This is a genomic window from Maribacter sp. HTCC2170 (genome assembly GCF_000153165.2).
GTDB lineage: Bacteria > Bacteroidota > Bacteroidia > Flavobacteriales > Flavobacteriaceae > Maribacter_A.
The window spans coordinates 2,811,528-2,835,740 of sequence record NC_014472.1; the positions used below are offsets into that span (position 1 = coordinate 2,811,528).

The 24,213-nt window shown below is 38.0% G+C and carries 23 protein-coding genes; 7 read left to right on the top strand and 16 right to left on the bottom strand.

Annotated elements, in window-relative coordinates; genetic code table 11:
• The first annotated feature begins 26 nt into the window (after positions 1 to 26).
• The 4 genes from FB2170_RS12315 (at position 27) to FB2170_RS12330 (ending at position 4,521) form a co-directional block, all read left to right on the top strand.
• Positions 27 to 536: a DUF6155 family protein gene (locus FB2170_RS12315; RefSeq protein WP_013306894.1), complete on the top strand. Its 510-nt coding sequence runs from the start codon at positions 27 to 29 to the stop codon at positions 534 to 536.
• Positions 537 to 545: 9 nt separating this feature from the next.
• The gene (locus FB2170_RS12320; protein WP_013306895.1) at positions 546 to 1,475 is read left to right on the top strand and encodes a 2-hydroxyacid dehydrogenase; all 930 of its coding nucleotides are present in this window, start codon (positions 546 to 548) and stop codon (positions 1,473 to 1,475) included.
• 208 nt (positions 1,476 to 1,683) lie between these two features.
• Entirely contained in the window at positions 1,684 to 3,195 is a 1,512-nt protein-coding gene (locus tag FB2170_RS12325) for a DEAD/DEAH box helicase (protein ID WP_041633205.1), read from the top strand.
• Positions 3,196 to 3,279: 84 nt separating this feature from the next.
• Entirely contained in the window at positions 3,280 to 4,521 is a 1,242-nt protein-coding gene (locus tag FB2170_RS12330) for a glycosyltransferase (RefSeq protein WP_013306897.1), read from the top strand.
• Positions 4,522 to 4,526: 5 nt separating this feature from the next.
• Here FB2170_RS12330 and FB2170_RS12335 read toward each other — a convergent pair whose 3' ends face one another.
• Together FB2170_RS12335 and FB2170_RS17385 are read right to left on the bottom strand one after the other, a co-directional pair.
• Positions 4,527 to 5,735: a winged helix-turn-helix domain-containing protein gene (locus tag FB2170_RS12335; RefSeq protein WP_013306898.1), complete on the bottom strand. Its 1,209-nt coding sequence runs from the start codon at positions 5,733 to 5,735 to the stop codon at positions 4,527 to 4,529.
• Entirely contained in the window at positions 5,719 to 5,892 is a 174-nt protein-coding gene (locus FB2170_RS17385) for a hypothetical protein (RefSeq protein WP_013306899.1), read from the bottom strand. Before FB2170_RS17385 ends, FB2170_RS12335 begins: the two co-directional genes overlap by 17 nt.
• Before the next feature lie 159 nt (positions 5,893 to 6,051).
• Between FB2170_RS17385 and FB2170_RS12340 the strand changes: the two genes are divergently transcribed.
• A complete protein-coding gene (locus tag FB2170_RS12340) occupies positions 6,052 to 6,294 on the top strand; it encodes a hypothetical protein (protein WP_013306900.1) in 243 nt (80 codons plus the stop codon).
• Positions 6,295 to 6,345: 51 nt separating this feature from the next.
• Here the strand turns inward: FB2170_RS12340 and FB2170_RS12345 are convergent, their stop codons facing one another.
• Complete coding sequence (locus FB2170_RS12345; protein ID WP_148232107.1) at positions 6,346 to 6,567, bottom strand: hypothetical protein; 222 nt, start codon at positions 6,565 to 6,567, stop codon at positions 6,346 to 6,348.
• Positions 6,568 to 6,816: 249 nt separating this feature from the next.
• On the opposite strand from FB2170_RS12345, the gene FB2170_RS12350 reads away from it, so the two are divergent.
• Positions 6,817 to 7,059, top strand: coding sequence for a hypothetical protein (locus tag FB2170_RS12350; RefSeq protein ID WP_013306902.1), 243 nt, complete (start codon positions 6,817 to 6,819; stop codon positions 7,057 to 7,059).
• Between the two features lie 94 nt (positions 7,060 to 7,153).
• Here the strand turns inward: FB2170_RS12350 and FB2170_RS12355 are convergent, their stop codons facing one another.
• Both FB2170_RS12355 and FB2170_RS12360 read right to left on the bottom strand, forming a co-directional pair.
• Complete coding sequence (locus FB2170_RS12355) at positions 7,154 to 8,041, bottom strand: arsenite methyltransferase (RefSeq protein WP_013306903.1); 888 nt, start codon at positions 8,039 to 8,041, stop codon at positions 7,154 to 7,156.
• A gap of 42 nt (positions 8,042 to 8,083) precedes the next feature.
• Positions 8,084 to 8,410 carry an ArsR/SmtB family transcription factor gene (locus tag FB2170_RS12360; protein ID WP_013306904.1) on the bottom strand — a complete coding sequence of 109 codons (327 nt, stop codon included), beginning with the start codon at positions 8,408 to 8,410 and terminating at the stop codon, positions 8,084 to 8,086.
• A 347-nt stretch (positions 8,411 to 8,757) separates the two neighbouring features.
• On the opposite strand from FB2170_RS12360, the gene FB2170_RS12365 reads away from it, so the two are divergent.
• A complete protein-coding gene (locus FB2170_RS12365; protein WP_013306905.1) occupies positions 8,758 to 9,051 on the top strand; it encodes a hypothetical protein in 294 nt (97 codons plus the stop codon).
• Between the two features lie 99 nt (positions 9,052 to 9,150).
• On the opposite strand, the gene FB2170_RS12370 is transcribed toward FB2170_RS12365, so the two are convergent.
• The 11 genes from FB2170_RS12370 to FB2170_RS12420 form a co-directional block, all read right to left on the bottom strand.
• The gene (locus FB2170_RS12370) at positions 9,151 to 10,749 is read right to left on the bottom strand and encodes a glycoside hydrolase family 32 protein (protein WP_148232108.1); all 1,599 of its coding nucleotides are present in this window, start codon (positions 10,747 to 10,749) and stop codon (positions 9,151 to 9,153) included.
• A 310-nt stretch (positions 10,750 to 11,059) separates the two neighbouring features.
• Positions 11,060 to 12,469: a hypothetical protein gene (locus tag FB2170_RS12375; protein ID WP_013306907.1), complete on the bottom strand. Its 1,410-nt coding sequence runs from the start codon at positions 12,467 to 12,469 to the stop codon at positions 11,060 to 11,062.
• 165 nt (positions 12,470 to 12,634) lie between these two features.
• On the bottom strand, positions 12,635 to 13,261 hold the full coding sequence (locus FB2170_RS12380) for a DUF4386 domain-containing protein (RefSeq protein ID WP_013306908.1): 627 nt from the start codon (positions 13,259 to 13,261) through the stop codon (positions 12,635 to 12,637).
• A gap of 65 nt (positions 13,262 to 13,326) precedes the next feature.
• Complete coding sequence (locus FB2170_RS12385) at positions 13,327 to 14,088, bottom strand: flavodoxin family protein (RefSeq protein WP_013306909.1); 762 nt, start codon at positions 14,086 to 14,088, stop codon at positions 13,327 to 13,329.
• Complete coding sequence (locus FB2170_RS12390; protein ID WP_013306910.1) at positions 14,085 to 14,768, bottom strand: DUF4386 domain-containing protein; 684 nt, start codon at positions 14,766 to 14,768, stop codon at positions 14,085 to 14,087. Before FB2170_RS12390 ends, FB2170_RS12385 begins: the two co-directional genes overlap by 4 nt.
• 17 nt (positions 14,769 to 14,785) lie before the next feature.
• Complete coding sequence (locus tag FB2170_RS12395; RefSeq protein WP_013306911.1) at positions 14,786 to 16,621, bottom strand: phytoene desaturase family protein; 1,836 nt, start codon at positions 16,619 to 16,621, stop codon at positions 14,786 to 14,788.
• 40 nt (positions 16,622 to 16,661) lie between these two features.
• Positions 16,662 to 17,060 (bottom strand): nuclear transport factor 2 family protein, encoded by a 399-nt coding sequence (locus tag FB2170_RS12400; protein ID WP_013306912.1) that lies wholly within the window; start codon positions 17,058 to 17,060, stop codon positions 16,662 to 16,664.
• 158 nt (positions 17,061 to 17,218) lie between these two features.
• Positions 17,219 to 18,262 (bottom strand): family 43 glycosylhydrolase, encoded by a 1,044-nt coding sequence (locus tag FB2170_RS12405; protein WP_013306913.1) that lies wholly within the window; start codon positions 18,260 to 18,262, stop codon positions 17,219 to 17,221.
• Positions 18,263 to 18,310: 48 nt separating this feature from the next.
• Positions 18,311 to 19,504 carry a DUF6786 family protein gene (locus tag FB2170_RS12410; RefSeq protein WP_013306914.1) on the bottom strand — a complete coding sequence of 398 codons (1,194 nt, stop codon included), beginning with the start codon at positions 19,502 to 19,504 and terminating at the stop codon, positions 18,311 to 18,313.
• A gap of 106 nt (positions 19,505 to 19,610) precedes the next feature.
• The gene (locus FB2170_RS12415) at positions 19,611 to 20,789 is read right to left on the bottom strand and encodes a PQQ-binding-like beta-propeller repeat protein (RefSeq protein ID WP_013306915.1); all 1,179 of its coding nucleotides are present in this window, start codon (positions 20,787 to 20,789) and stop codon (positions 19,611 to 19,613) included.
• The gene (locus tag FB2170_RS12420) at positions 20,789 to 24,139 is read right to left on the bottom strand and encodes a glycoside hydrolase family 2 TIM barrel-domain containing protein (RefSeq protein WP_013306916.1); all 3,351 of its coding nucleotides are present in this window, start codon (positions 24,137 to 24,139) and stop codon (positions 20,789 to 20,791) included. The genes FB2170_RS12415 and FB2170_RS12420 overlap by 1 nt, the downstream gene beginning before the upstream one ends.
• Positions 24,140 to 24,213: the final 74 nt, after the last annotated feature.

Here is a 24,213-nt window from a genome sequence, read left to right on the forward strand (position 1 = left end):
GTATTTTTGAATTCTAACGAAATAGTATGAGTAAAAGGGCTCTTAAAAAGTATTTAGCGGAATTAAGAAAGAAGGAACTCGAGGCGCAGCTGATGGACCTATATACTCGGTTTCCGGTCGTGAAAGAATACTATGATTTTATCTTCAATCCAAAAGAGGATAAAATGGTACAAGAGGCCAAAGCAAGGATCTCTAACGAATATTTTCCTTTAAAACGGAGAAGACCAAAGGCAAGACGTTCAGTTGCCCAGAAATATATTAAGCATTTTATAAAACTTGGGGTCGAACCACATTTGATTGCAGATATTATGTTGTACAACCTTGAAGTAGCGCAGGCCTTTTCGATGGATAGGAACGTACCCGAGGCTTTTTACAAGAGTATGTTGAATTCGTTCAATGAGATGGTGCAATTTGTGTCTTTAAATGCCTTGCTACCTAATTTTAAGGAGCGCATAGTAAAAGCATATAATATTACACAAGAAAATGACTGGAGCTTTCAAGAGGGATTTTCTAGAGCGTTGGATATATTGGATTAACAGCACATTATGGGAATAGTAATTATACGACAAGACGATAAAATTGAAAATTGGATACAAGCTTTAAAAAAAGCTGCTCCAGATATTCCCATTTACAGTCATTTTGAGGAGCATCCCAAGGAAAGTGTGAAGATGGCAGTGGTTTGGAAACCACCAATGGGAGCCTTCAATCAATATCCTAATCTCGAATGTATTGGATCCAGTGGGGCAGGGGTCGATTTTTTGTTTGAGGATAAGGACCTTCCAAAGCATTTACCTATCACTCGGGTGGTTGATGAATACTTGGCAAAAGATATGTCAGAACATGTGATTGCCTTGATTTTCAGTCATCTGAAAAACCTGAATCAATATAAATTAGATCAATTCAATAAGGTCTGGAAACCCATTGATTACCAAAGAATAGAAGATTTGACCATTGGTATTATGGGATTAGGTGCATTGGGAAAAGTATTGGCCAAAGATTTAATAAGATTTGGATTTACTGTACAAGGCTGGTCAGGCTCTAAAAAGAACATAGATGGTGTTCGAACTTTTGAAGGTGAAGAAGGGCAAGTGGATTTCTTGAAATCCACTGAAATTTTGATTTGTTTATTGCCGCTTACAGAAAATACTTTTGGCATACTCAATAAAGAATTATTTAAACAATTACCAAAGGGCGCTCATGTTGTTAATGTTGCGCGTGGCGGACATTTGATAGATGAAGATCTTTTGGAAATGTTGGATAAAAGTCATCTTTCAGGTGCAAGTTTGGACGTATATCATCAGGAGCCACTTTCTACAGAACACCCATTCTGGGAGCATCCCAAAGTGCATATGACACCCCATTATGCCAGCGTTTCGGATACAGATTCGGTTGTGCCCCAAATTATCGAGAATTATAGAAGATTGGTAAATGGGGAGGAATTGCTGAACCAGGTCTCTAAGACCAAAGGGTATTGATTTTCCTGTTTTATTCGAATTGAACAATGCGAAGAAAGGCCGGCTTTCATTCGAGTATCAGACGTTTATCTTTCACATTAATGTTCATAATTTTTAAGGATTTCTTCTTTTAAATTTCGTACAGGGTTTTATTTCTGCTAATTTTGCAAAATTGGGCACAAGCGAAGCCAAAAAGAAAAGAATTGTAAAACAGCACAAAATAACCTGCTTGGAAATACAAAATAACACCTCTGAAAAGACACTTTACGACTATCAATTAGAAGATCTTAATAAGATATTCAATTGCTTGGAGGAATCTCCTGATAATTTAAATCTATTGTACCAATTGCCTACTGGTGGAGGTAAAACCGTCGTTTTCTCTGAAATCGCGAAAAGATATATATCAAAGACCAATAAGAAAGTGGTCGTGCTTACACATAGGATAGAGCTAAGCCAACAAACCTCTAAGATGTTGAGTGGTTTTGGGGTCAAGAATATGGTCATCAACAGTGAGGTCAAAGAACTCAAGGATCAAGATGAGTTCATGTGTTTCGTTGCTATGGTAGAGACCTTGAACAACAGACTGCAGGAAGAAAAGGTAGAGATCAACAATATTGGTTTGGTAATCATTGATGAGGCCCATTATAACTCATTCCGTAAGCTTTTTAAATATTTTGAGAATGCTGTGATTCTTGGGGTTACGGCCACACCGTTAAGTTCCAACATTAAACTTCCAATGAAGGATAATTACCAGAAATTAATTGTGGGTGAGTCAATCTCCGCATTGATTAAAAAAAGGTTTTTATCCAAGGCGAACATGTACAATTATGATGTTAGCCTTCAGAGTTTAAAATTGGGTATCAATGGCGATTACACCGTTAAATCATCCGATGAACTTTACGGTAACCAAAGTATGTTGGGCAAGTTGCTAAATGCTTATAACGAGATCTCCAAAGGAAAGAAAACCTTGATTTTCAATAATGGTATCAACACCTCTATTTATGTGTATGAAACCTTTAAAAAAGCGGGACTCCCAATTCGTCATTTAGATAATAAGAACAGTGCGTCCGAGCGAAAAGAGATTTTACAGTGGTTTTCTGAAACTCCTGATGCCATCCTAACTTCTGTTAGTATTTTGACCACGGGTTTTGATGAACCTACGGTAGAAACCATTATGCTCAACAGGGCTACACGCTCTTTGACCTTGTACTTTCAAATGATTGGTCGTGGGTCAAGGGTTTTACCAAAAAAGGAAGATTTTACCGTGGTTGACCTTGGAAACAATGTGGCACGTTTCGGATTATGGGACGCTCCCATTGACTGGCAAGAGATTTTCCATTTCCCTGATTTCTACTTGGAAAATATTAAGAATGATGAGGATATTGAGCGGGAGTTTGTTTATGAAATGCCTGCGGCCCTTAGGTCTGAATTCTCAAAATCAGATAATATTGAATTTGACATAAAGGCAGAGTACAAAAAGGTATTTGCCCAAGGATTAAAATCCAAGATCGTTTTGGAGAATAGCATTCTGCAGCATGCGCAAATATGTGTTGAGAATTCTGAGGATGTGTTCGATGCGAGAATTCTGGCAAAATCCTTAAAAGAGGAAATATCTTTTAGGGTACGTCAATATTCCTATTGCATAATGAACAATACCAAGAATTACAAAGAATGGTTGGAGGAAGATTATGAGAGAAAGCTTCGTTCTGCCATTTCTCGGATGTTTGCTGAAAGAATGTAGTTCTTTTAGATTTGGTCTTCGTTGCATTGCAATCCTTGTTTCTTGGAACAGCAACTCGCATATGCTTTAATTTTGGTTTGAAAGATGCAAATAAAATCCCTTCTTATCATCGGCTATACATGGCCCGAGCCAACTACAACGGCTGCGGGAAACAGAATGTTACAACTCATACGTTTTTTCAAGGAGCGGGGCTTTAAAATCACTTTTGCCAGTACCGCAGGACCTTCGGAGTATTCACTTGATTTAGAGGTAGAGGGAATTCAAAGTGAATCTATTGAACTGAATAATTCTTCTTTTAATGATTTTGTAATTGGTTTAAATCCTGATGCGATACTGTTCGACCGGTATTTGACCGAAGAACAATTTGGGTGGCGTGTGGCGGAATCGGTTCCAAATGCCCTGCGTATGCTGGATACTGAGGATTTACACTCACTCAGACTGGTTCGTGAAAAATGTTTTAAATCCGGACAAAAGTTCACAGCTGAACTTTGGTTACAGGATGATTTGACCAAACGTGAAATAGCTGCTATATATCGTTCTGACCTGTCACTGATCATTTCCACCTATGAGATGCAATTGTTGACCGAAGTACTGCATCTCGACGAACGCTTTTTAGTGCACCTGCCTTTTCAATTGAAAGAATTAACGGCGGATGAACAAAATTCTTGGCCTCCTTTTACAAATCGAAACAATTTTATCTGCATCGGAAATGGTAAACATGCGCCCAATATTGATGCCATTAAATGGTTGAAAAAAGAGATTTGGCCATTGATCAGAAAAGCACTACCAAAAGCGGAGTTACACGTTTATGGTGCCTATTTGCCGGAACACATACAGCAAATGCATAAACCTTCAGCGGGTTTTCTGGTAAAAGGATGGGCAAAAAATGTACAAGAGGTAATGCAGAATGGTCGCGTGAATTTGGCTCCTTTGCGCTTTGGTGCGGGAATCAAAGGAAAGTTGGTAAGTGCTATGCAATGCGGTACTCCAAGTGTAACGACTGGAATAGGAGCAGAGGGTATGCACGGAGAGTTACCGTGGAATGGTAGTATTGAGGATTCTGCAGAAGCAATTGCAACGGCTGCGATTGATTTGTACCTGAATGAGGAAAAATGGTATACAGCCCAAACAAACGGAATAGATATCATCAATACGTTCTATGATGAAAGGCAATTGAACGATAGGTTGCTGAACAAAATTGAAACTATTCAAAACAATCCGGAAAACCATAGAAACCAAAACTTCATAGGTTCGCTATTGTTGCATCAAACCATGGCAAGTACCAAATACATGTCTAAATGGATTGAGGAAAAGAACAAGAAATAGCAGAGTTATTTGAAATAACCATCCACGCTTCCCAATAGTGCTGTTTTAAAGCCGGTGGGAGAGGTTTTATGCACTTTTAAGCTAGTACAGCTGTTGAATTGCATAAATGCATCCAATTCTTTTGCGAGGGCATTGGCAAAGCGTTCTGTTTGTTTAAGGGTTGGTTCCAAATGAAGTTGATGAATATGCATTACAGCGGTTTTTCTATCTGCCTTACAATCCATTCGCGCTACCAGTTTGCCATTCCATAAAATGGGCAGGACAAAATAACCGAATTTTCGTTTGGCCGCGGGCACATAACACTCCAGCAAATAATCAAATTCAAATAAATGTGAAATCCGTTTTCGTTGGATGATCAAGTTGTCAAAGGGCGACAATATTTTACAGCTGTTTCGTTTTAGGGGGTTTTTCAATAAATCAAGGGAAGAAGGTAAAACATGATAAACAATATCCTTTACCTTGATTTGTTGTACTTCTCCATTTAAAACCATCTCATTTAAAGCCGCAATGATATTCTTTTTGGTGTTCTTCAACAGATAAGCCATTTCTGCGGCCAGTCCCAATCCGTTTGCTTTAAGGTAGCGTGTGATTAAAAACCGGGTATGCTCTGTTGTCGTTGGCATTGTAAAATCAACATCGCTAGGTAGAACACGTTCGGTCAGATCATAGACCTTATGAAAGTTCTTTCGAGTACTTACCATCAGTTCTCCTTGCATATACAGCAGTTCCAGGGCCTGCTTTGTAGGTTTGGTTTGCCATTCCCCCAATTTTTTGCCCTTGTTTTCAAAATCTTTTACCATCAATGGGCCTTCAGATTCAATTCGTTTGCGAACCAATTTCATGAGCTTGGTATTGGGTTTGTACCAATGATAATCCTTTCCGTTTGCGATTGCCTCTTTTCGTGGTAAACTAAAGCGGTAATCTTTCATGGGAAGGTAGGCTGCGGCATGGGCCCAATATTCAAAAATGTTCTTGTCGAACATCAATTGCTCCAAGTGCGAGGTTCTATATCTAGGATTACGGTTCCATAAGGTATGATGGTGCGCCCTTTGAATGGTTGATATGGTATCAATCTGAATATATCCCAAATGTTCTATTGCCCCTAGAGTACCATTGAGGCCAGTGCCATTTTGTTTTGCCGGTGGAATACGTTGCGAATGCAAAGCAATTTTTTGGGCCAGGGCAAGTGAAATTGATTCAATTGGTTTGGTCATGGTCTACTGGAATGTTCATTTTGTTCATCAGTTGATGCAAAATGCCAACTGTAATGCCACTAAAATAATAATAACATGGTAATTTAAATTGTCTTTTATCTTCTAAAATCACCTTAAGAATCAAGTTGCCGCCCTCTTTTTCACCGTTAAACGACATACTTTTTCGGTAAGCGGTTTTGGAGGTTGTTTCCGTTCACCGAGGCTTTTTTGCACTTCATCCTAATTTTTGTCAAATAACGATAAATAGGGGCGTTCAGCGAATCATGACCCCCTAAAATACACTTGTTGCGGTTATCATTATATAACAAAACAAGTCATGAAAGCAATCGTAACAATCATCTTTATCATCTTCTTCGGAATCACTGCTCAAGCTAATAATGAAGTAAAAGAAATAGAAGTTGTAACAATTGAATTGACTGTAGTGTTGACTTTAGAAACAAAAAATGAGGTTAAGACTGAAACTACTACTGAAGTTGCCCGTTTATACAAATTCAAAAACTCTAGAATTAAGAAAGCACTTTCTTTTACAACAAAAAGAAACAAAGCTAAAATGGCTTAATTAATAGTAAGGGGTAAAAAGTAATAAGTACTAAGTATGGGATGAAATAGTTTACAAAGTTCTAAGGTAGACATCCAACAGTTGTTTATCTGAAAACCATAACTTTTGGTTGGTTTCTTTTTCCTGGTGAAGAATCAAAACAAAGCCATCATTGTATTTCCTTATTTCGTGACTTTCTGTTTGTAGAAGAATTTCGGAAGTGTTCGATTCATTGCTGAACAATGAAAAAACAGTTTGTAAGGTTCTTTTTCTAAGAAGGGACATGTACTTCATTCCGAATATATTTGGGTTTAGAACGCTAAAAACACCCAGTTATTTCACTTTTTGAGTTTCAGACCGTAGTTTTTCACCGATTAAAGGCATGCTTTTTCGGTAAGCGGTTTTGGAGGTTGTTTCCGTTCACCGATGCTTTTTTGCACTTTACCCTAATTATTGTCAAATAACGATAAATAGGGGCGTTCAGCGAATCATGACCCCCTAAAATACACTTGTTGCGGTTATCATTATATAACAAAACAAGTCATGAAAGCAATCGTAACAATCATCTTTATCATCTTCTTCGGAATCACTGCTCAAGCTCAGAACAATACCAAAGAGGTAAAAGTGGAAACAATTGAAATGACTGTAGTGTTGACTTCAGAAACAAAAAATGAGGTTAAGACTGAAACTACTACTGAAGTTGCACGTTTATACAAATTCAAAAACTCTAGAATTAAGAAAGCACTTTCTTTTACAACAAAAAGAAACAAAGCTAAAATGGCTTAATACCTTTAAAATGAATTCATAAAAAACCCAGTACATTCAAAACGTACTGGGTTTTTTTATTACTAGTTGATAGTTCAACTACTATCTTATCCTGTTAGCAACATCCACTAGAGGGTGAACAACACGAATCATCTTGTAATTCGCTAAGGTTCACTTTTGGCTTTTCCTGTTTCTCACCTGGTTTCTCGGCATAGGCGGTAATACTGAAAATTCCTGTCCCACCATTGTTAAAGGCTTTTGTTTCTTCTGGGGATAGGTACTTCTCCAATATGTCATTGGGAATTACGATGGGCTTTTCCTTTTGCACCTTAAGGTTCATGAACCCTTTATCCTCGATAATCTTTAGATAGTCTTCTTTTTGAATAGCTCCCGCAACACAACCCGCATACATTTCAGCATCGGCTTTTAAAGCTTCAGGCAGGTTGCCAACCAAAACAATATCTGAAACACTAAAATGACCACCAGGTTTTAAGACCCTGAACATTTCACCAATTACCTTATTCTTGTTTGGTACAAGGTTCAATACACAGTTACTTACAATAACATCGGCCACTTCATCGCTCACAGGCATGGCATCAATATCACCTTCTCTAAACTCTACATTATTATAGCCTAACTTTTCAGCATTTATTCTGGCCTTTTCAATCATTATTGGTGTAAAGTCGATTCCTAGGACCTTGCCTTCACTTCCTGTTTCATGTCGGGCCACAAAACAATCATTTCCGGCTCCCGAACCCAAATCAATTACTGTATCGCCTTTTTTGATTTTTGCAAACTCTGTTGGTAGCCCACAGCCCAAGCCTAAATCAGCATCCTCTACATAACCATCAGTTTCGGTATAATCGTCCATCATAATGTTATATACCTTGTTCGATGGGGTAGTGGCACCACAACAAGAGGAAGCGTTTTCCGCTTTTCCCTGTTCCGCGATTTTTGCGTAGCGCTCTTTTACGATATTTTTTAATTCCTGTTCTTCTTTCATTGTATTGAATTTTAATATGATTACGGACTGGCATCTAAATTTTTAGCAACAGTCCTCTTTGGTATCTAGATTTAAAAAAAGGGTCATGACATTCTTCATCTTTGCCCAATTCTCTCTGTGAATACAATAACAAACACTGGTGCCATCAATATTTCCTTTGATCAACCCAATTCGTTTCAATTCTTTTAAGTGTTGGGAAATTGTTGGTTGGGCCAAACCTATTTCATCAACCAAATCTCCACAGACACATGCATTCAGCTTAAATAGATGCTGTATAATAGAGACTCTTGCAGGGTGTCCTATGGCTTTCGCCATAAGCGCAATCTCATTTTGACTTTCAGTAAATATTTCGGTTTTGGTAATTCCCATGACTCTAAAAATATATTCATTGCAATATTACGATTAATAGGAATATAAAGAAACAATTTTGACGAATTTAAAAGAACATCTTTCAAAGTAATAAAGGAAAGCAATCAGCGGGAACAAAAAAGAGTGCAGATGTACAGGTTTTTACCAATTTTGGAAAAACGAGTGTGTTTTTTTTACCGTCAAAAGGCAGCTTTTACCGTTAAGCTGTTTTGGGCCTGTTCCTGTTGACCGATGTAATTTTGCACTTTATCCTAGATTTTGCCAAATACCGATAAATTAGGGCGTTCAGCGAATTGTAATCATCTAAAATACACTTGTTACGCTTAGTATTATATAACCAAGTCTATATGAAAGCAATTGCAACTATCCTCCTTATCTTCTTTTTTGGAATAACCGCCCAGGCGCAGGACATTACCAAAGACATAAAAGTTGAACCAATACTAATGACCATTGTTGACTCTACAACTTTTGCAGCAAAAAACGATAATAGCATTGAATCACTACCAGAGTTGCTTGTTTATACAAATACAAGAGCTCCGGAATTGGAAAACCGCTTTCTTTTATTGCAAAAGGAAACAAAACAAAAATGGCAAAAATTAAGGTACGACATACGAAGCAATAGGAACAAGGTTCGCTATTAGTACGCTCTTAATATTTGTGTTTATTCAAGAGCACAATTTCGTTATCGGCTACTGTATGTTGGGGGTCCCGTAAAGTATGTATTATACACCTTGTTGTACTCAGTTTTCTTCTTCTTTTTCAAGCCAAATACTTTTCAAGGGATATATTTCTGCACTTGCGATGCTAAAAGTTCTATTATTGGTAAATAATGAAATGGTATTGAATTCTTTTGAAGGAAAAAATATACTTGTAAAACTTAATTCCCCATTATTGATGAAAATTTCAACAGAAGCAGCATCAATAATCATGCGTATGTTCATTTTTTCCTTTTCAAAATCAATTGGTACAGAATGAACACTTTTGAAGAAGTCATCGGAAAACTTATCCTTTTGAGAATTGGTTCTATCGACGAACATTTTTCTCTCACTTTTATTAAATTTAATTAAAACGTTCTCTCCTATTTCATTTTGAAGTTTAATACCAAATGAATTGGCTGTTGTTTTCTTTAAATCCACTGTTAAGTCTAATTCAGCTTGCGAAGTGGAAAATGAACCTTCCAAGACCTTTTCTCCTAGAATATCTATTTGGCTATAGGTAGTAGATTCTCCTCTTAATGTTTTAAATTCCTTTACAGGTAAACTGTATAAAGAATAATCTGATGTAGATTTTACCAAGGTTAATTCCCTTGGCAATGTCATTGCACTTCTCCAGTTCTCCGTTGGAACAACTTGAGCATATTGCCAATTGGACATCCATCCTATACCAATTATTCGACCATCTTCTTTCGGTACGTTATTCCAAGTCACAAAAGCATAATTGTCCGTCCCCCAGTCTAACCATTTTTGATTTTCAATTTCACTTTTAAATACTGTTCCATCAAAATCACCAATAAAATAAGAAGTCGCTGTGCCATCGTTTGGCGCATTTTTTTGAATACTGACAAGTAATACCCATTTATATTCATTTGTACCCTCAACTTTAATCGGAAACAAATCAGGACATTCCCATAAGCGTTCATCGGCTTCAATTCCAAAATCTGAAAGAAATTCCCAATCGATAAGATTAGCCGACGAATAAAACTTTACGCGATCATAGGCTGCCAATACTAATATCCACTTTTGTGATGGTTCATGCCAAACTACTTTTGGGTCTCTAAAGTCTTTAATTTTTTCAGTATTGGGAATTACAGGATTGCTTGCATATTTTATCCATTCATAACCACCATCTAAACTAAAGGCAATACTTTGTTTTTGAAAATCATTTGTTTTCGCTTTCTCACCAACAAAGTCATGATGGGTAAATGTGGCTATTATTGGAGGGTTTTCTTTGGTTCCAAGCTTTGAGGTATTATTGTTATCAACAATAGCCCCGCCAGAGAAGATGCATCCTAATGAATCTGGAAATAAGGCTATTGGAAGATGTTTCCAGTTAAGCAAATCGGTTGATTCAGCATGCCCCCAATGCATTGGACCCCAAACTGTACTATCCGGAAAATACTGGTAAAAAAGGTGATACTTTCCTTTATGGTAATACATACCATTTGGATCATTCATCCAATTTGCCTGAGGGGTAAAATGAAATTGAGGACGATGAGTTTCTTGATATAGATTTTGAACTATTGGTGTAGTCATTTCTTTTTCTCCTTTATTGTTATTGCATCCTAAGATGAAAATAAGCATTAGAGTCATAGATATTCTTAAAATTATAGTCTGCTTCATGTCAAATTAATTGCGTACAACGCTTAGTTAAGTTGAGTTTTAATTCTTTTAAACGGTTGATTACGAAGTTAGCTGAATTTGTTTTATGAATCAACTGATAGCGTGCAGGACTCTACTTAGTTTATCTGCAAAAAAATTTTACGTATTATAGATTTTGGAGTTAAGAAACGAAGTGGATAGTTTTCGTTATCGTGTTCGTGTATGGTTAGTTGCGTTGGCAAGAACTAAGTTAGCAAAAGAAAACGAACCAGAGGAAAATCCGTAGGATTTTCCGAGTACACATATAACAAGCAATTAAATATACACGTTGTTAGGTGTCGTTTTTTTTACTTGGTAATGTTGGAAATTTCACAATTTTTCCGAGACCATCTGAAATCGCTTTTCGGCACGCTTTCTTAAATTTTGCATTTTTATTTTGCTGTAAAAAGTTGGTCACAACAAATAATTCTGCAGTTTTTATAAGTGCGATTTTTTCTCGTTCTGCACCTGTTTTGCACTTTTTTGTAAAATCTAAATTTCTTTTTACTGGCTCTACAAGTCTTTGTGGATTACCAAACAAAATTCCAAATGCTTTTTCTTCTACATCCTCTCTTGCAAAATCTGCATTTAATGATTCAAGTAACTGTCGAAATTTGGTGATATTTATATCCTTTGCGTCTTTTCCTTCACATTCTCCTATATATCTCACTTTTTCAGGGCTCATAATTACTTGGTCTAATTCTAATTCTCCGTCGTCATAGTTTTCTGCTTTATATCCAAGAATATCAAGTGCTTTAGTTACAGCATCTTCTAGTGGTTTACCTTGTTCGAACAATAAATCTTTCAGTTGATTCTCAGATTCTAGTTCTTGATTAAAATTTTCAATCTTTTTTTTGAGTTTTTCTATGTCGCCTAAACTCTTTTTGATTTGAGTTTCAATTTTTAAGGATCTTTTGGTAAAGTAATTTTTATCAAGTGACCATTTCGGTGGAGGAGTTTTTTCGGAGCTTGAAGATAACTTTGCGTCAATACCAATTAAGACTTCAGATAGTTTATCTCCAAATTTTTTAGCCTCATCAGTCCAAAATTCTTTGTCAGTCTTTTTATCATATTTCACAAATGAATTGTAATCATATTTTATTTTAGGTAAAATTACAAGATGACCTGATTTTCCTTTAATAATTGCTCCTAGTATTTTTGATTTATCTTTTCCGTGATATGTTATTAATGCATTTTCACTATTTTCTATGTAAGATTCGTACTTTAAGTAATCTTTAAAATTTCTATTGAAGTCACTTAATATTTGATTTCCATTAAATATTAGACGATTACCAGAAGCTGAAGTGATGTTTCCAATATTTATTGGTAAAAAGTCATAGTTAGATTTAGTTGTTGTAGAGTATAAATTTTCTCCTTTTCTTGGATGTGTTACTCCAGTTGCTAATGAAAATTCCTTTTTTTCTGCAAGAAATAAAAAAACTGTTTTTCCTTGTTTTAGAGAATCAGAAACTTCTTTTTTTAAATTACTAGAATGTTTGGTATATCTACTCGTTGTTTCTGTATCGTAACATGCTCCACCTGATGAAAAACGTATCCGGTCTCCATTGGGAGAGATTTCTTCTGGTGAAATAATAATTATGTCCGCATCCATTAAGGATTTACTTGAGTCAAAATATATATAATTCTCTGATTGACCAGGGATTTCGAAACCAATTGAAAGTATATCCTTTTTCTTATTCATATTGTTTGGTAGTTGTAAATGACACCCAACGCTTAGTTAAAATGAGTTTTAATTCCTTTTAACGGTTGCTAACGAAGTTAGCTGAATTTGTTAAAACTATCAATAGTTAGTGTACAAGTTTATACAGAAATTATCTACAAATGGGGGAGTGGTTTAAGTAAAAAATTAATTTCGAGGCAGGCTATTTCTTTTAACTATAAGCCAAATACTTAATGCAAGTTCTGCAACCGCCATTGTAGACATTATAAGTATCCCAAGTGTTTCTGGTAACTTAAAATCTACAAAGAAGACGATGTAGGTAAAAGAGGCAAACACCAGTAAAATACCAAGGCTTTTGGGGATATATCCTGACTTAATGACCGCATAGCCCAATACGAAGATGTGCAGGGCAAAAAATACGTATCCCAAGAGTTTTAGTGATGCATAGTTGTAAACATCTATAATTTGCAATGCCAGCCCAAACAAGCTAAATATCAAAACAAAAGCGTACAGCAACCTGAGAGCTGCCGTTAGCAATGCACTTTTCTTATTTGCGGGTTTAAGAACCACATAAAGTGCGAGCGCAATAGTGGCATCAAGGGCAAGTACGATTAGATAGCCAACTACGGCATAACCAAAGAGCCTACCGTTGGCCTTAATATCGTTGGCCAAAGCTGCCGTATCTCCCGGTATTACAAAATTGGCCAATAGAAAATCATCAACTATGGTTACGATAATAGCTGAGGTAATAAACGCAACACCTACCAGCATTGCTGCCTTGCTGATCGTTAGATTGGTGATGAAATTTTTCATATTCTGTTTTTTTGGTTTACTGAATGTTTGTCAGAATCGCAATTTCTAAAACCTGATGAGCAACCCTATTTATTCGCCATTACCTTCTTGATTTCCCTACCTGCGATCCATTTGGCCATTTTATTCTTCACAAATGGGATTTTGATGTCATAATAGAAATCTTTCTTGTCTTTATAGAACTTATGATCGGCCCATCCTTTGGTTTTGTTCAATGCCGAAATTGCTTTGAAAATGTTGAAATACACCAATTGGCCCAATGTGGGCTTAAATATCTTATGGGAATTAATGGCATTGATAAGTTTATCATAAGCTTTCAATGCGGTTATGCGATTATGGTTTGTTTCAGTTTCCGATTTTTTAGATACCATTAGTTCTACAGCTGGTACAAAGCTGAATCCGCTTTGGGTGAAGTTTTCATTTAAATACGTACTTACCAGGTCTGCACCAAATCCTGCACAGGTGACCAGTGCCATGGCGTATTTACCAAAAAATATGGGCCGATGGGAGATATAGCTTATTCGCTCTACAAATTTCTTCATTAATGCACTGATCATTCTTGCATAGGTAGGCGACGCAAATATGATCCCATCAGCAGCCATCATTTTTTCAATGATCATATCACGGTCATCATTTAACGGACAGTTTTCTTCCCCGATATTGATACACGTATAGCAACCCAGGCAATCTTTAAGGTTCAGTTCTGAAAGCATAAGAATCTTTAAATCAATTTCAGGATTACTTTCCTTAAGCATGCAAAGTATGTTGTAGGTATTCCCTTTGTGTGGACTGCCGCAGATTGCCAGTATTTTAACTTTTTTAGTCATCATAATAGAACTTTTGCTTTTGGCGATTCATATTTTAAGCCCTTAACAATGAGCCATATGGCAAACACCATTTCCTGTATTCCTATTGTAAAATCCAGAACTTCATTTACTTGAATGTCGTAAAATTTCAATACCACTAGGGTCATTGTTATAAGGGCACCAAGAATGCCCCAAGCGGACAACCATCTAGGAACGAGTGTAAATCGGAATAAGATGTAATTCAATATCAGGGCAGAAATAGTAAATACAATTCCGAGTCCTATATCGAATGCCCATTGTGCTAAAATCAATAAGGATTGACCAATGGGTTTGAAGTTACCTGCATCCTGAACATTACTGGCTGAATATTCTTTGCTTATGGACAAAACAGTTAGCAATATCACAACATAAGCAGCGAACAGAATACCTTCCATGATTCGCATACCAACATATCCCAGTGCCAAACTTTCACTCTTCTTTTTAAGAATAGGGAATAACAATATCGCGATAAATACAACTGAAATTGCATCTATAAGCATGAGAAAGGCAGCTGCCACAATTTGAAATGAATTATCAGAAAACATTTCAAGGAAATTAGTGGCTTCAAAAACGGGTTCGGTAAGCCAGATGCTCAGTGAAGAAGTAATCGTAGCAGCTATAAATAATAGTCCTACAATTTTGGCTATATACTTATTAGAATACATAAAACTTATTTTTTTGACTAAACCATGGGTCCGTATACAACAGCCTTGTCACCAATATCGGATAGCTCACAACTTTTGGAATAGCTGCTGTCATCCAATTCAACTTGAAACCGTATGTCATCTTCTTCTGGAGAAGAAACAAGGGGTAGCCAGCGATAGTTTAAATCAAGCTCGGTCACCTTCGGCTCCATTAAATCAAGTACGGTATACTGTCCTTTTTTATACTGAAAATCGGCTGGTTTTTCAAAACTCAATTCGAGGGTTTTATCATCGATTTTCTTACGCTCCGTAAGTGGAACCGTTCTTTGGTCATCATATGCTGCATTATCGCATTCTGACCATATTTTATCCCGGTTCATTTGTAAGGCAGCCAAAAAGCCCGCCATGATAGAACCTTCGAAACCACCACCAGGGAATGCCCAAGCCGATGCAAAATACAGGTTCGGAATCAAGAAATTATTTCGGAGGCGTTTGGTTCCTGCCTGTTCTTTCGATTGCTTAAAGCCATACACCGACCCAGCAGTATTTGAGGTGAATCGTTTAATGGTTTTTGAGGTTGCGACTTCGTAATAGGCAATACTTTCACGTATTCCCGGAAATTGTTTTTCTAAACGGTCCAATAATATTTGGGCTACTTCTTCCTTTTTAGCTTTGTAGTCTTCCTTGCTCAGTCCGTCCCAGTCTTTTAGATAATCGGCACAGCAGATTACACCTACAGATTTACCTTTTGGTGCCAGTTGGGAATCTATTTTGTTGTAATCTACAAAGACAAAAGTACGTTTGGACCAATCGCCCGTATTGTTAGGGTATATGTCTTTCAAGGAATTCACATCCTCTCCCTTTAAAACATTGGAATAGTGTTTTACTCCATAGGCCTCTAATTCAGATTTAAAGCCTAGATAAATATTCAACAAGGAGCAAGCATTGGTTTTATCAGCGATTTGATGTTTGAGCGATGTTGCATGAGGCTCATCGAGCATTTCAGGTACAATTGGCATGGCACAATTGGCCACCACATTATCACAAGGAATGGTAACAGCTTCCAAACTTTCATTAAAACCATCACGAAATGTGACTGCGGTTACTTTGCCATTATCGGTAACAATTTTCTCTGCCTTTTTACCCAATAGAACCTTGCCGCCATGTTGCTCAATGTATGCTGCAAGTTGATCGGATAGCTTTTGTGAGCCACCTTTTATAAAGTAACCACCACTCCCAATAAAACTAGAAAATGGCAAGCCGTAATAAAACATAGATAATGTATAAGGATCATCGTTCCAATAAACAAGATGTGCTAACAGGTCGAGTTTTGCGTTTTCATTGGTAATGTACTTATCGAACCAAGATCCGACCGTATGTCGGGATGCTTCTACAAGATTGGGATAAAGCAACGGCATAAACGGATACATCAACTTACGTTTTAATGGTGTACGCGGCAATTTGACCCCTTCTCTTCGAATACCGGAAAGCAATTTCATAAGTCGCTTGATTCCTTTTTCATCTTCAGGATATTTACTGACCAATGCCTTGGTTGCCTCATCAAAACCGTGAGGGAAGACAAACTTTTCTTCGCCTGAAAACACTGCATATAGCTCAGGTACTTTTAGAAACTCTATTTTTTTAGTTATATCCAGCATGTCGAACAATCTCAACACTGCGCCATTTTCATCTAGGCCACACATTTCATGCAGACCTACTTCAATGATAAAATCACCTCGTTTAAAGGTGGTTGCGCAACCACCAGGTTTGTGGTGTTGTTCCAATAAGAGTACTTTCTTTCCAAATTTTGCTAGGGTGGCTCCAGCGGTCAGTCCGGCTAAGCCTCCCCCGATAACTATGGTGTTGTATTTCATTTTCTTGTGTTTTGAGTGGTTGTTGTTGTATTCTTGTTGCTCAGTTTGCTGATATTCCCGCGGTATAAACTGCGGGAATATCCCAAGCTTCTTTTATTTTGCCATCAATAATTCGCCAAACCACAACAGCATCAATTTTCAATTGCTGTCCATTTAAAATCATGTTGTCTTCTACATGGGTAACCACCAATTCGTTACCCATTGGCGTAATGGATAGGGGAGTAACTTTAAATGTTCCTTTACTTTTGCCTGCCAATTTTCCAAAAAAGTCGACGAAGCCTTGCCTGCCGAGGTAATCACCTTGCATGTCTGGCAACATGGGATTATAATAATGGAAAATGGCATCTTCGGCTATTATAACGATGGAGCCAGAAATATTCGCGGGGTTGAATTGTTGTAAGACGGCTATATTGGGGTGTATAGTCTGCATCGTATCCATAATGAAAAGTTTATGAGTTCGATGCAAAGGTCAAACGTAACGATTTGATACGCAATGACCTAGGTCACTTGGTTGAATTAAGGATGAAATAATTTGATTCCGAAAACATTAACAGAAATGCAACAATACCAAATGCGAAGTATTGGTTGAAAATAATGCTATTCCCAATACAACATGTCTACATTAACCCCACGTTGGGGCCATTCCACACTAGAAATATACCATTGCCCATCTTCATCTTGGAAAATCTCCGGAGCATGTGATTTTAAGGTGGTTACGCGTTTCTCAAAATCGGTCCCAAAAGTCAATGGGTTATCGGATTGTAACACATAGGTATTGTTTTGGTAAGCACCCACAATTTCCTTTTGATCCCAAACCCAATCCCAGGAGCAAACAAACAGGTAAAAAGTATTGTTATGAAATATAAGCGAGGGTGACTCAGGGTCAAAGGTTTCCGTTCTAAAAATAGTTTTAGGTTCGCTCCAATTTACAAAGTCGGTCGAGGTACGTAACTCTACAGCTTTGGTAGCACAGTAGACCATATAATAGGTGCCATCGTGTAATAATAGATTTGGATCACGGGCATCACCGAATAATTTGGTATCATCTTCACCTTCTTTGTTTTCATCAAACAGGTTGCCTTTGGTTTCCCAAATCATTAAATCTGGAGATACTGCCAAACGAATGGGACTATGTCCATACACCATTTGATACAGTCCGTCTTTTTTTATGATATATGGCGCATGATTGGCCAATACCTCACCAGGCCGTTCACTAGGCGGTAGTATTTTGGGTAAATCGGTAAAGTGTTGTTCTTTGAGCGCATCCTTGAAATTGGTCGCCGTTGAAACTGCATGAAAAGAGGCAAATTCCCCATCATGAATACCGTCTTGTAATGGATCAGATTCGACCAAGGGGTGCGTGATGCCAATAATATGCCATTTGCCTTCGTCATCTTTTACTAAGGTATGATCATTAGGTACCCATTCGTCGTACCATTTACCTTCTTCCAAGTATTTGGTATCTGGACCAAAGAATTTGTCACCAGTAGCCTTGTAAACACGTACAAATTCATTGTCCTGTCTGGGAACGAGTATCTTTTTGGGTTCCTGCTCTGCGTTTTTTTTCGGTTCGGTGGTTTTATTCTTACACTGAATGGATAATAGTGCTAGAACTAGAAATAAAAAGACTTTAGTTTTCATAGGATGCTCGGTTAATATAGTGGTCTAGATATTTTTTTGATTATTGGATTAGTTCAATTCACTTAGATCTTTTAACAATAGTTGTTTTGATATGGCATTCAAGGCTTCAAAGTCACCCTCAAAATGATAGGTGGCATGAGTATGTTCGATAAATTCATTCGGTTGCAACTCTCTGGTACTCGAAGAGGACTCAAGTTCGTAGAACGGACCCAATTGTTGTCCGTTGTCCAACGGACCATCGTTATAGGAGTTTACCACATCACCGGCATAGGGTTTTTCTTGATGGCTCCACATTGAATTTACATAGGTCGTGTCTCCATGAAAAGAATAGTGTACCACGGTGAGTATTTGCTTTTTGGCATCGTAACTGCCAATAAAAGGTAGAATGTTGTGCGGTGGTAGGCCCACTTTAAAACGAGCAGTACCATCACCCTTAAATAGGATATGGGTGTCTGTAGTGGTTAGCCTACCTGCTGGTGGGTCGCCGAAATATGCCGTATTCAAGGACAAAGAATCTTTGTATGGAATTATGACTGTTGTACTTTTTGAAGGATTGTACATACCCAAAATCCAAACGGATAATAATCCAGTTTCTTTGGACCACGCTTGCATTCCTGTGTTCACGATTTTATTTTCTGATTGATAGCCGACATAATCAATTTCAGGAGGCAACTTCATTGCTAAATTTTGTTCTATACTGCTTTTATCAAAAAGGATCACTTTGCGATGTACATCGATAGTGAATTCGAAATCTTGATAATTCTTTAAGTTCATTTTTTTATGGAAAGAAACCTCTGAAATTGATACATTGACCACCTCAAAAGCTTCAGTATCCAATTCTTTTGGAGTGTACCAGTTATCGAAGGTGAATTCAGTACCTTTTTTAAAGAAGATGGAATACTGGCCGCCTTCGGGTCCCATCCAGAAACGATCTTCCCCGCCAAAGGGGTTGATATGTTCTTCAAATTTTCCTGAGGCGATTAAATCATAATGCATCCATCCATAACTATTTCCCTGTAAACCGTTGGAAGTACTTGTCATGATGCGTCCCTGTAACTCGGGCAGTACCACCAATTGACTTTTTCCATCATTTTCCGATAAGGTAATCACTTCTTGATATTTTTGAAGGAAATCCAGATCGTAACCAAAACTTCCTTTTTCACTATGTTCGTTAGCACAGCCTAAAAACAGGAGCAGTAGACCAGCGAAAAATAAATATTTGATGAAATTAACGTTGGTCATTCGTGTTGGTTTTGGTTGGGCTGTATTCTTGTTCTAAGTTACGATAAACAAGTACTGTTTTGAATCATAATTTGTTATGCTTACAACATTATCTCTCCTTTTAAAACTAAAGTTTCACAGCATAAATGTTACCGTCCGAGCTGCCGAAATAGATGATTTCATTTTCAATCACCGGTGTTGAAAGAATAGAACCAAGGGCGTGAATGGCCTTCTCTGAACCCATCATGTCTTTTCCATACAATTCAAAGCCTTCTTTAAACTCACCAGCTGCGTTGTAAACAGCACTATAATTGGCCTTGCTACTTTTAGTTTGGAACTCCCATTGCTGTTTTCCGGTGGCATAATCAACACCCATAACCTTGCCATCAAAGGTTCCGAAGTAAATGGTATCGTCATGGGCAATTGCAGATCCATAGACCCGCATATGTAGTGGGAACGTCCACTGGGTGGTTCCGTTAGCCTTTTCCAAGGCATAGAATTTATGCGCATCAGAGGTGCCAAAATAGATGTTGTTTTTATATTCTAGAGGAGTGGCAATAATCCATCCGCTGGGCTCACGCATATTCCAGATACCGATGCCCGTTTTGGCATTCAATGCATAAATATTATAATCTCGACTGCCAAAATAGACCACATCGTCTTTCACCAAGGCTGCTTTTTGTATTTCCCCTTTTGGAAAGTATTGTGCTCCAATGGTCTTGAATTTCCATTCCAACTCACCTGAATTAGCATTCAAACAATAGAAATTTCCGTCATAGCTGCCAATAAACACTTTGTCATCTTTAACAACAGATGAAGCATGTATAATTCCGTCAGTGGTGTATTTCCATGTTAAATCACCTGTTTGGGCATTTATAGCATACATATTCCCGTCTCCGCTTCCCCAATAAATAGTTTCGCCTTTTCCAGTGGGGGACGAACGATAATAATCCCATAAGTCGTACATTTTCTCACCTCCTGAGGCGAATTTCCAAATCAACTTACCAGAGGTTTTATCAATTGCGTATAAATTGCCATCATCACTGCCCACACAAACTAAATTGTTCCAGACTGTGGGGGATGAATGAACGGCACCTTCTGTTTTGTATTTCCAAACTTCCTTGCCCGTTTTCTTATTTACGGCATATAGATGTTGGTCACCACTGCCTATATATACTAGATTTTCATCAATGGCAGCTGAAGAATATACACGGTCTTGTGTTTTGAACTGCCATGCCATTTCTTGGGCGGCAATCGGGTTCGTGTAAATAAAAGCTAGGAGGAGTAGGGTTGGAAATCGATTCATTATTTGCTTTTTAGATTACCATATAGTTTTCCAAGATTAATAAATTCTTGAGGAGATCCACTGTTAAAAGGAATCATGAAGAATCCGTAGGAATGATTTTGCTGCCCTTTAATCATGTATTTTTCCTGGGGTTTGGCGTACCAACTGTCATCACCGGCAACGCCGCGTTGTTCCATGTCAATATTTAATTGCACCAAATCCTGCTCCTTGATATCTGTGGTATGCTTACTTCCGTTAACCTCGGGTATGCCATCTATTTGATAAGTTTTGTTTACTTTTTTATTTCCACCGTAGTCCAATCCCGCAGTGGTATCAAAGTCCTCATTGGGCATATGTAGGGCACTAATACCTAAACCTTTTTGTGGATTTTTAGCAACGATGAGCAAGCCTTTATTCTTTTGGTTGGAAAAGGCGGCCCAACGGACATTGGTCTTGTATCCGTTTTCTTGTGGCCGAATATAGGGCACATACTGGTCTTTCACTTCTGAGGTATAAAGATCAACAAAGGCCGAGGCTCTTCGGTCTTGGTAATTCTCCCAAGGGCCACGACCAAAATAGTTCATGGCATCATACTGTTTGGGTAATTGCATGCGCATACCAATACGGGGGACATCTGCCATATACTCGGTACTGTTCAAGGTGTTTTCCATGGCTACCACTCCATTACCATACACCGTGTAAACCGATGTAAATGAGGTTTCTACCCCTGGTAGTTGGTAAGTAACTTCAAACTGTACGCTACCGTCTTTCATTATGATATGCGTGACCTTGGATACTTTTGAAAAGAGCGATGCTTTTTTCCATTCCAGGTTTTTAATGTGCATTTGGTTACCAAAATCATTATCGGTAGGGGCACGCCAAAAGTTGGGCTTGGGACCTTTACCATCTTTTAAAAGCTCTTCACCTTGAAAAACATAGGAAGTTAGACGGCCTTCTTTCTTATTGAACACCAATTTCAATTGGTCGTTGTCAATAATTATTTTTCCGTTGGATTCGGTTAGGGACAAGGCCTTTTCCTCAAGTTTGGGGTTTGCTTCTTTTTTGAATTTACCTGCCAAGGCAATTTGCTCATGGGCAACCTCAAAGCCTTCAGGCAACAAGCCCCAATCATTTATTGTGGTCGCGGAAATTTCAACAAAATACTCTGTATTGGCCTTAAAATCAATATCTGTTAAGGGAATGCGAATGAGCCTTCCGGTATGTGTTTCTATAGCTATATTATCAATAGGAATGGTTTTTAAGGCTTTGCCATCAGCTTTTATCTGGGCTGTAAAGTTGAATTGGTCCAGATTGGTGAAATCGTAAAGGTTCTCAATAAGTACCCGTAACTCATTACTCCTGTTAATTCCCTTTTCCTTAAAATTGATGAACTCATGGGCCTTTTTTACTTCGTATAGACCTGGTTGCGGCGAACGGTCAGGAAAAACAATTCCATTGTTCAGAAAGGAATTGTCCGTAGGCATGTTCTCGCCATAATCCCCACCATAGGCATAGAAACGTTCCCCATTTTCATTGGTTTTCCAAATGGATTGGTCAACCCAGTCCCAAATAAAGCCACCTTGGAGATTATCGTAAAGTTCAATGATATCCCAATAATCTTGAAAGTTTCCTGTGCTGTTACCCATAGCGTGGGCATATTCACTGGGAATAAATGGCCGGTCTGTCATAGAGGTCCCAATTTCTCTGAAACGTGCAGGGCTGGGGTATTGAGGTACAATAATATCTGTATTACTGTCCATATCGAATAAATTACCGTCATGTTCTTTATATGGACGCTCGTATTGTACAGGGCGTTTGGTAATGTCATTGGCCTTAATCGCATCATAGGCTTTAAAGAAATTTACGCCATTGCCAGCCTCATTGCCCATTGACCATATTATGACCGAAGGGTGGTTTTTGTCGCGTTCAACCATTCTGACCATTCGGTCTACATGGGCTTTCTCCCAATCTGGTTTTTTCGCCAGTGAATATTTACCATAATACATTCCGTGTGATTCAATATTCGCCTCATCGACCACGTACATACCGTGAAGGTCACAAAGCTCGTAAAAACGTCTACCTCTGGGGTAATGGCTTAAGCGTACTGCGTTTATATTGTTTTCTTTCCATAGGCGAATATCTTTCAGTATCATTTCCTCAGACATAATATGCCCTGTTTCTGGATCCGTTTCCTGTGCATTCACACCTTTTAAGGTTATACGTTGCCCGTTCACCAACAGGAGTCCGTTTTTTATCTCTACAGAGCGAAAACCGATTTTCCTCGTTGTTGTTTCAATGAGATTGCCCTTTTTATCTTTGGTTTCCAGAATCAAGGTATATAGATTCGGATGTTCGGCACTCCATGGCTTTACTGTTGGAATTGTTGCCTTAAAAGAAAATGTTGATTTCACTGATTTTTTAAGTTGAAGCGTTTCGCTGTCTGATGCAAGGTCGTTGTTATTATCCCAAATTTTATAGGATAGCGAAACTTCCTTGTTTTTGGAAAGATGGTTCTCCAAATCAACATCAAGTGAGAATTCACCCTTGGTATATGAACCATCCAAAACTGAAGTCACTTCAAAATCATTGATTCTAACTTTGGGCTGCGCATAGATGAACACATCACGTTCAATACCACTTATGCGCCAAAAATCCTGACATTCGAGATAAGAACCGTCCGTCCACCTAAAAATTTGCAGCGCAATGCTATTCTTTCCAGATTTCAGCGCTTTGCTAATATTAAACTCAGCTGGTAGTTTACTCCCCTGGGAGTATCCTATGTATTTCCCATTAATCCAGACAAATCCCCCAGATTTCATGGCCCCGATATGAAGGAAACTTTCTTTGTCTTTCCAGTCTTTCCCAACTGTGAATTCTCTAACATAGGTGCCGACCGGATTGTAGTTGTCTGGAACATTACCAGGGTTTTTTGGATAGACCCTGTCGATTATTTCCATGTCTTCAGCAACGGGTGCCTTATAATCGGCAAATTCATACTGGTGGTTTACATAGATCGGAATCCCAAACCCCTCAACTTCCCAGTTAGAAGGAACTTTGATGTCATCCCATTCGGATGTGTCGAACCCTGTGTTCATAAAACCGGTTGGGCGTTCCTTAGGATTTCTTACCCAATTGAACTTCCAGATTCCGTTCAATGATTTATGGAATTGAGGTTTGCCAGCTTCCAACACTTTTGAAGAAGTATAGGAGGTGAAGGATGCATGGGCATCCAATTTGTTATCACCGATCACTTGTTCATTTTCAATAAAATATTGGTAATCGGAAATTGGGTCTTTTTGTTGTCCATTCAATGAAACTGAAAGTATGGAAGCGGTAAAGAATAAGTAAAAGAGTCTTTTTTGATTGGTCATTGGTTGTTGTTTGAATTCACAAAATAGTAATGAAATGAACTGGTTTATAAAGTGTTTGCGCACATTTAAAAACC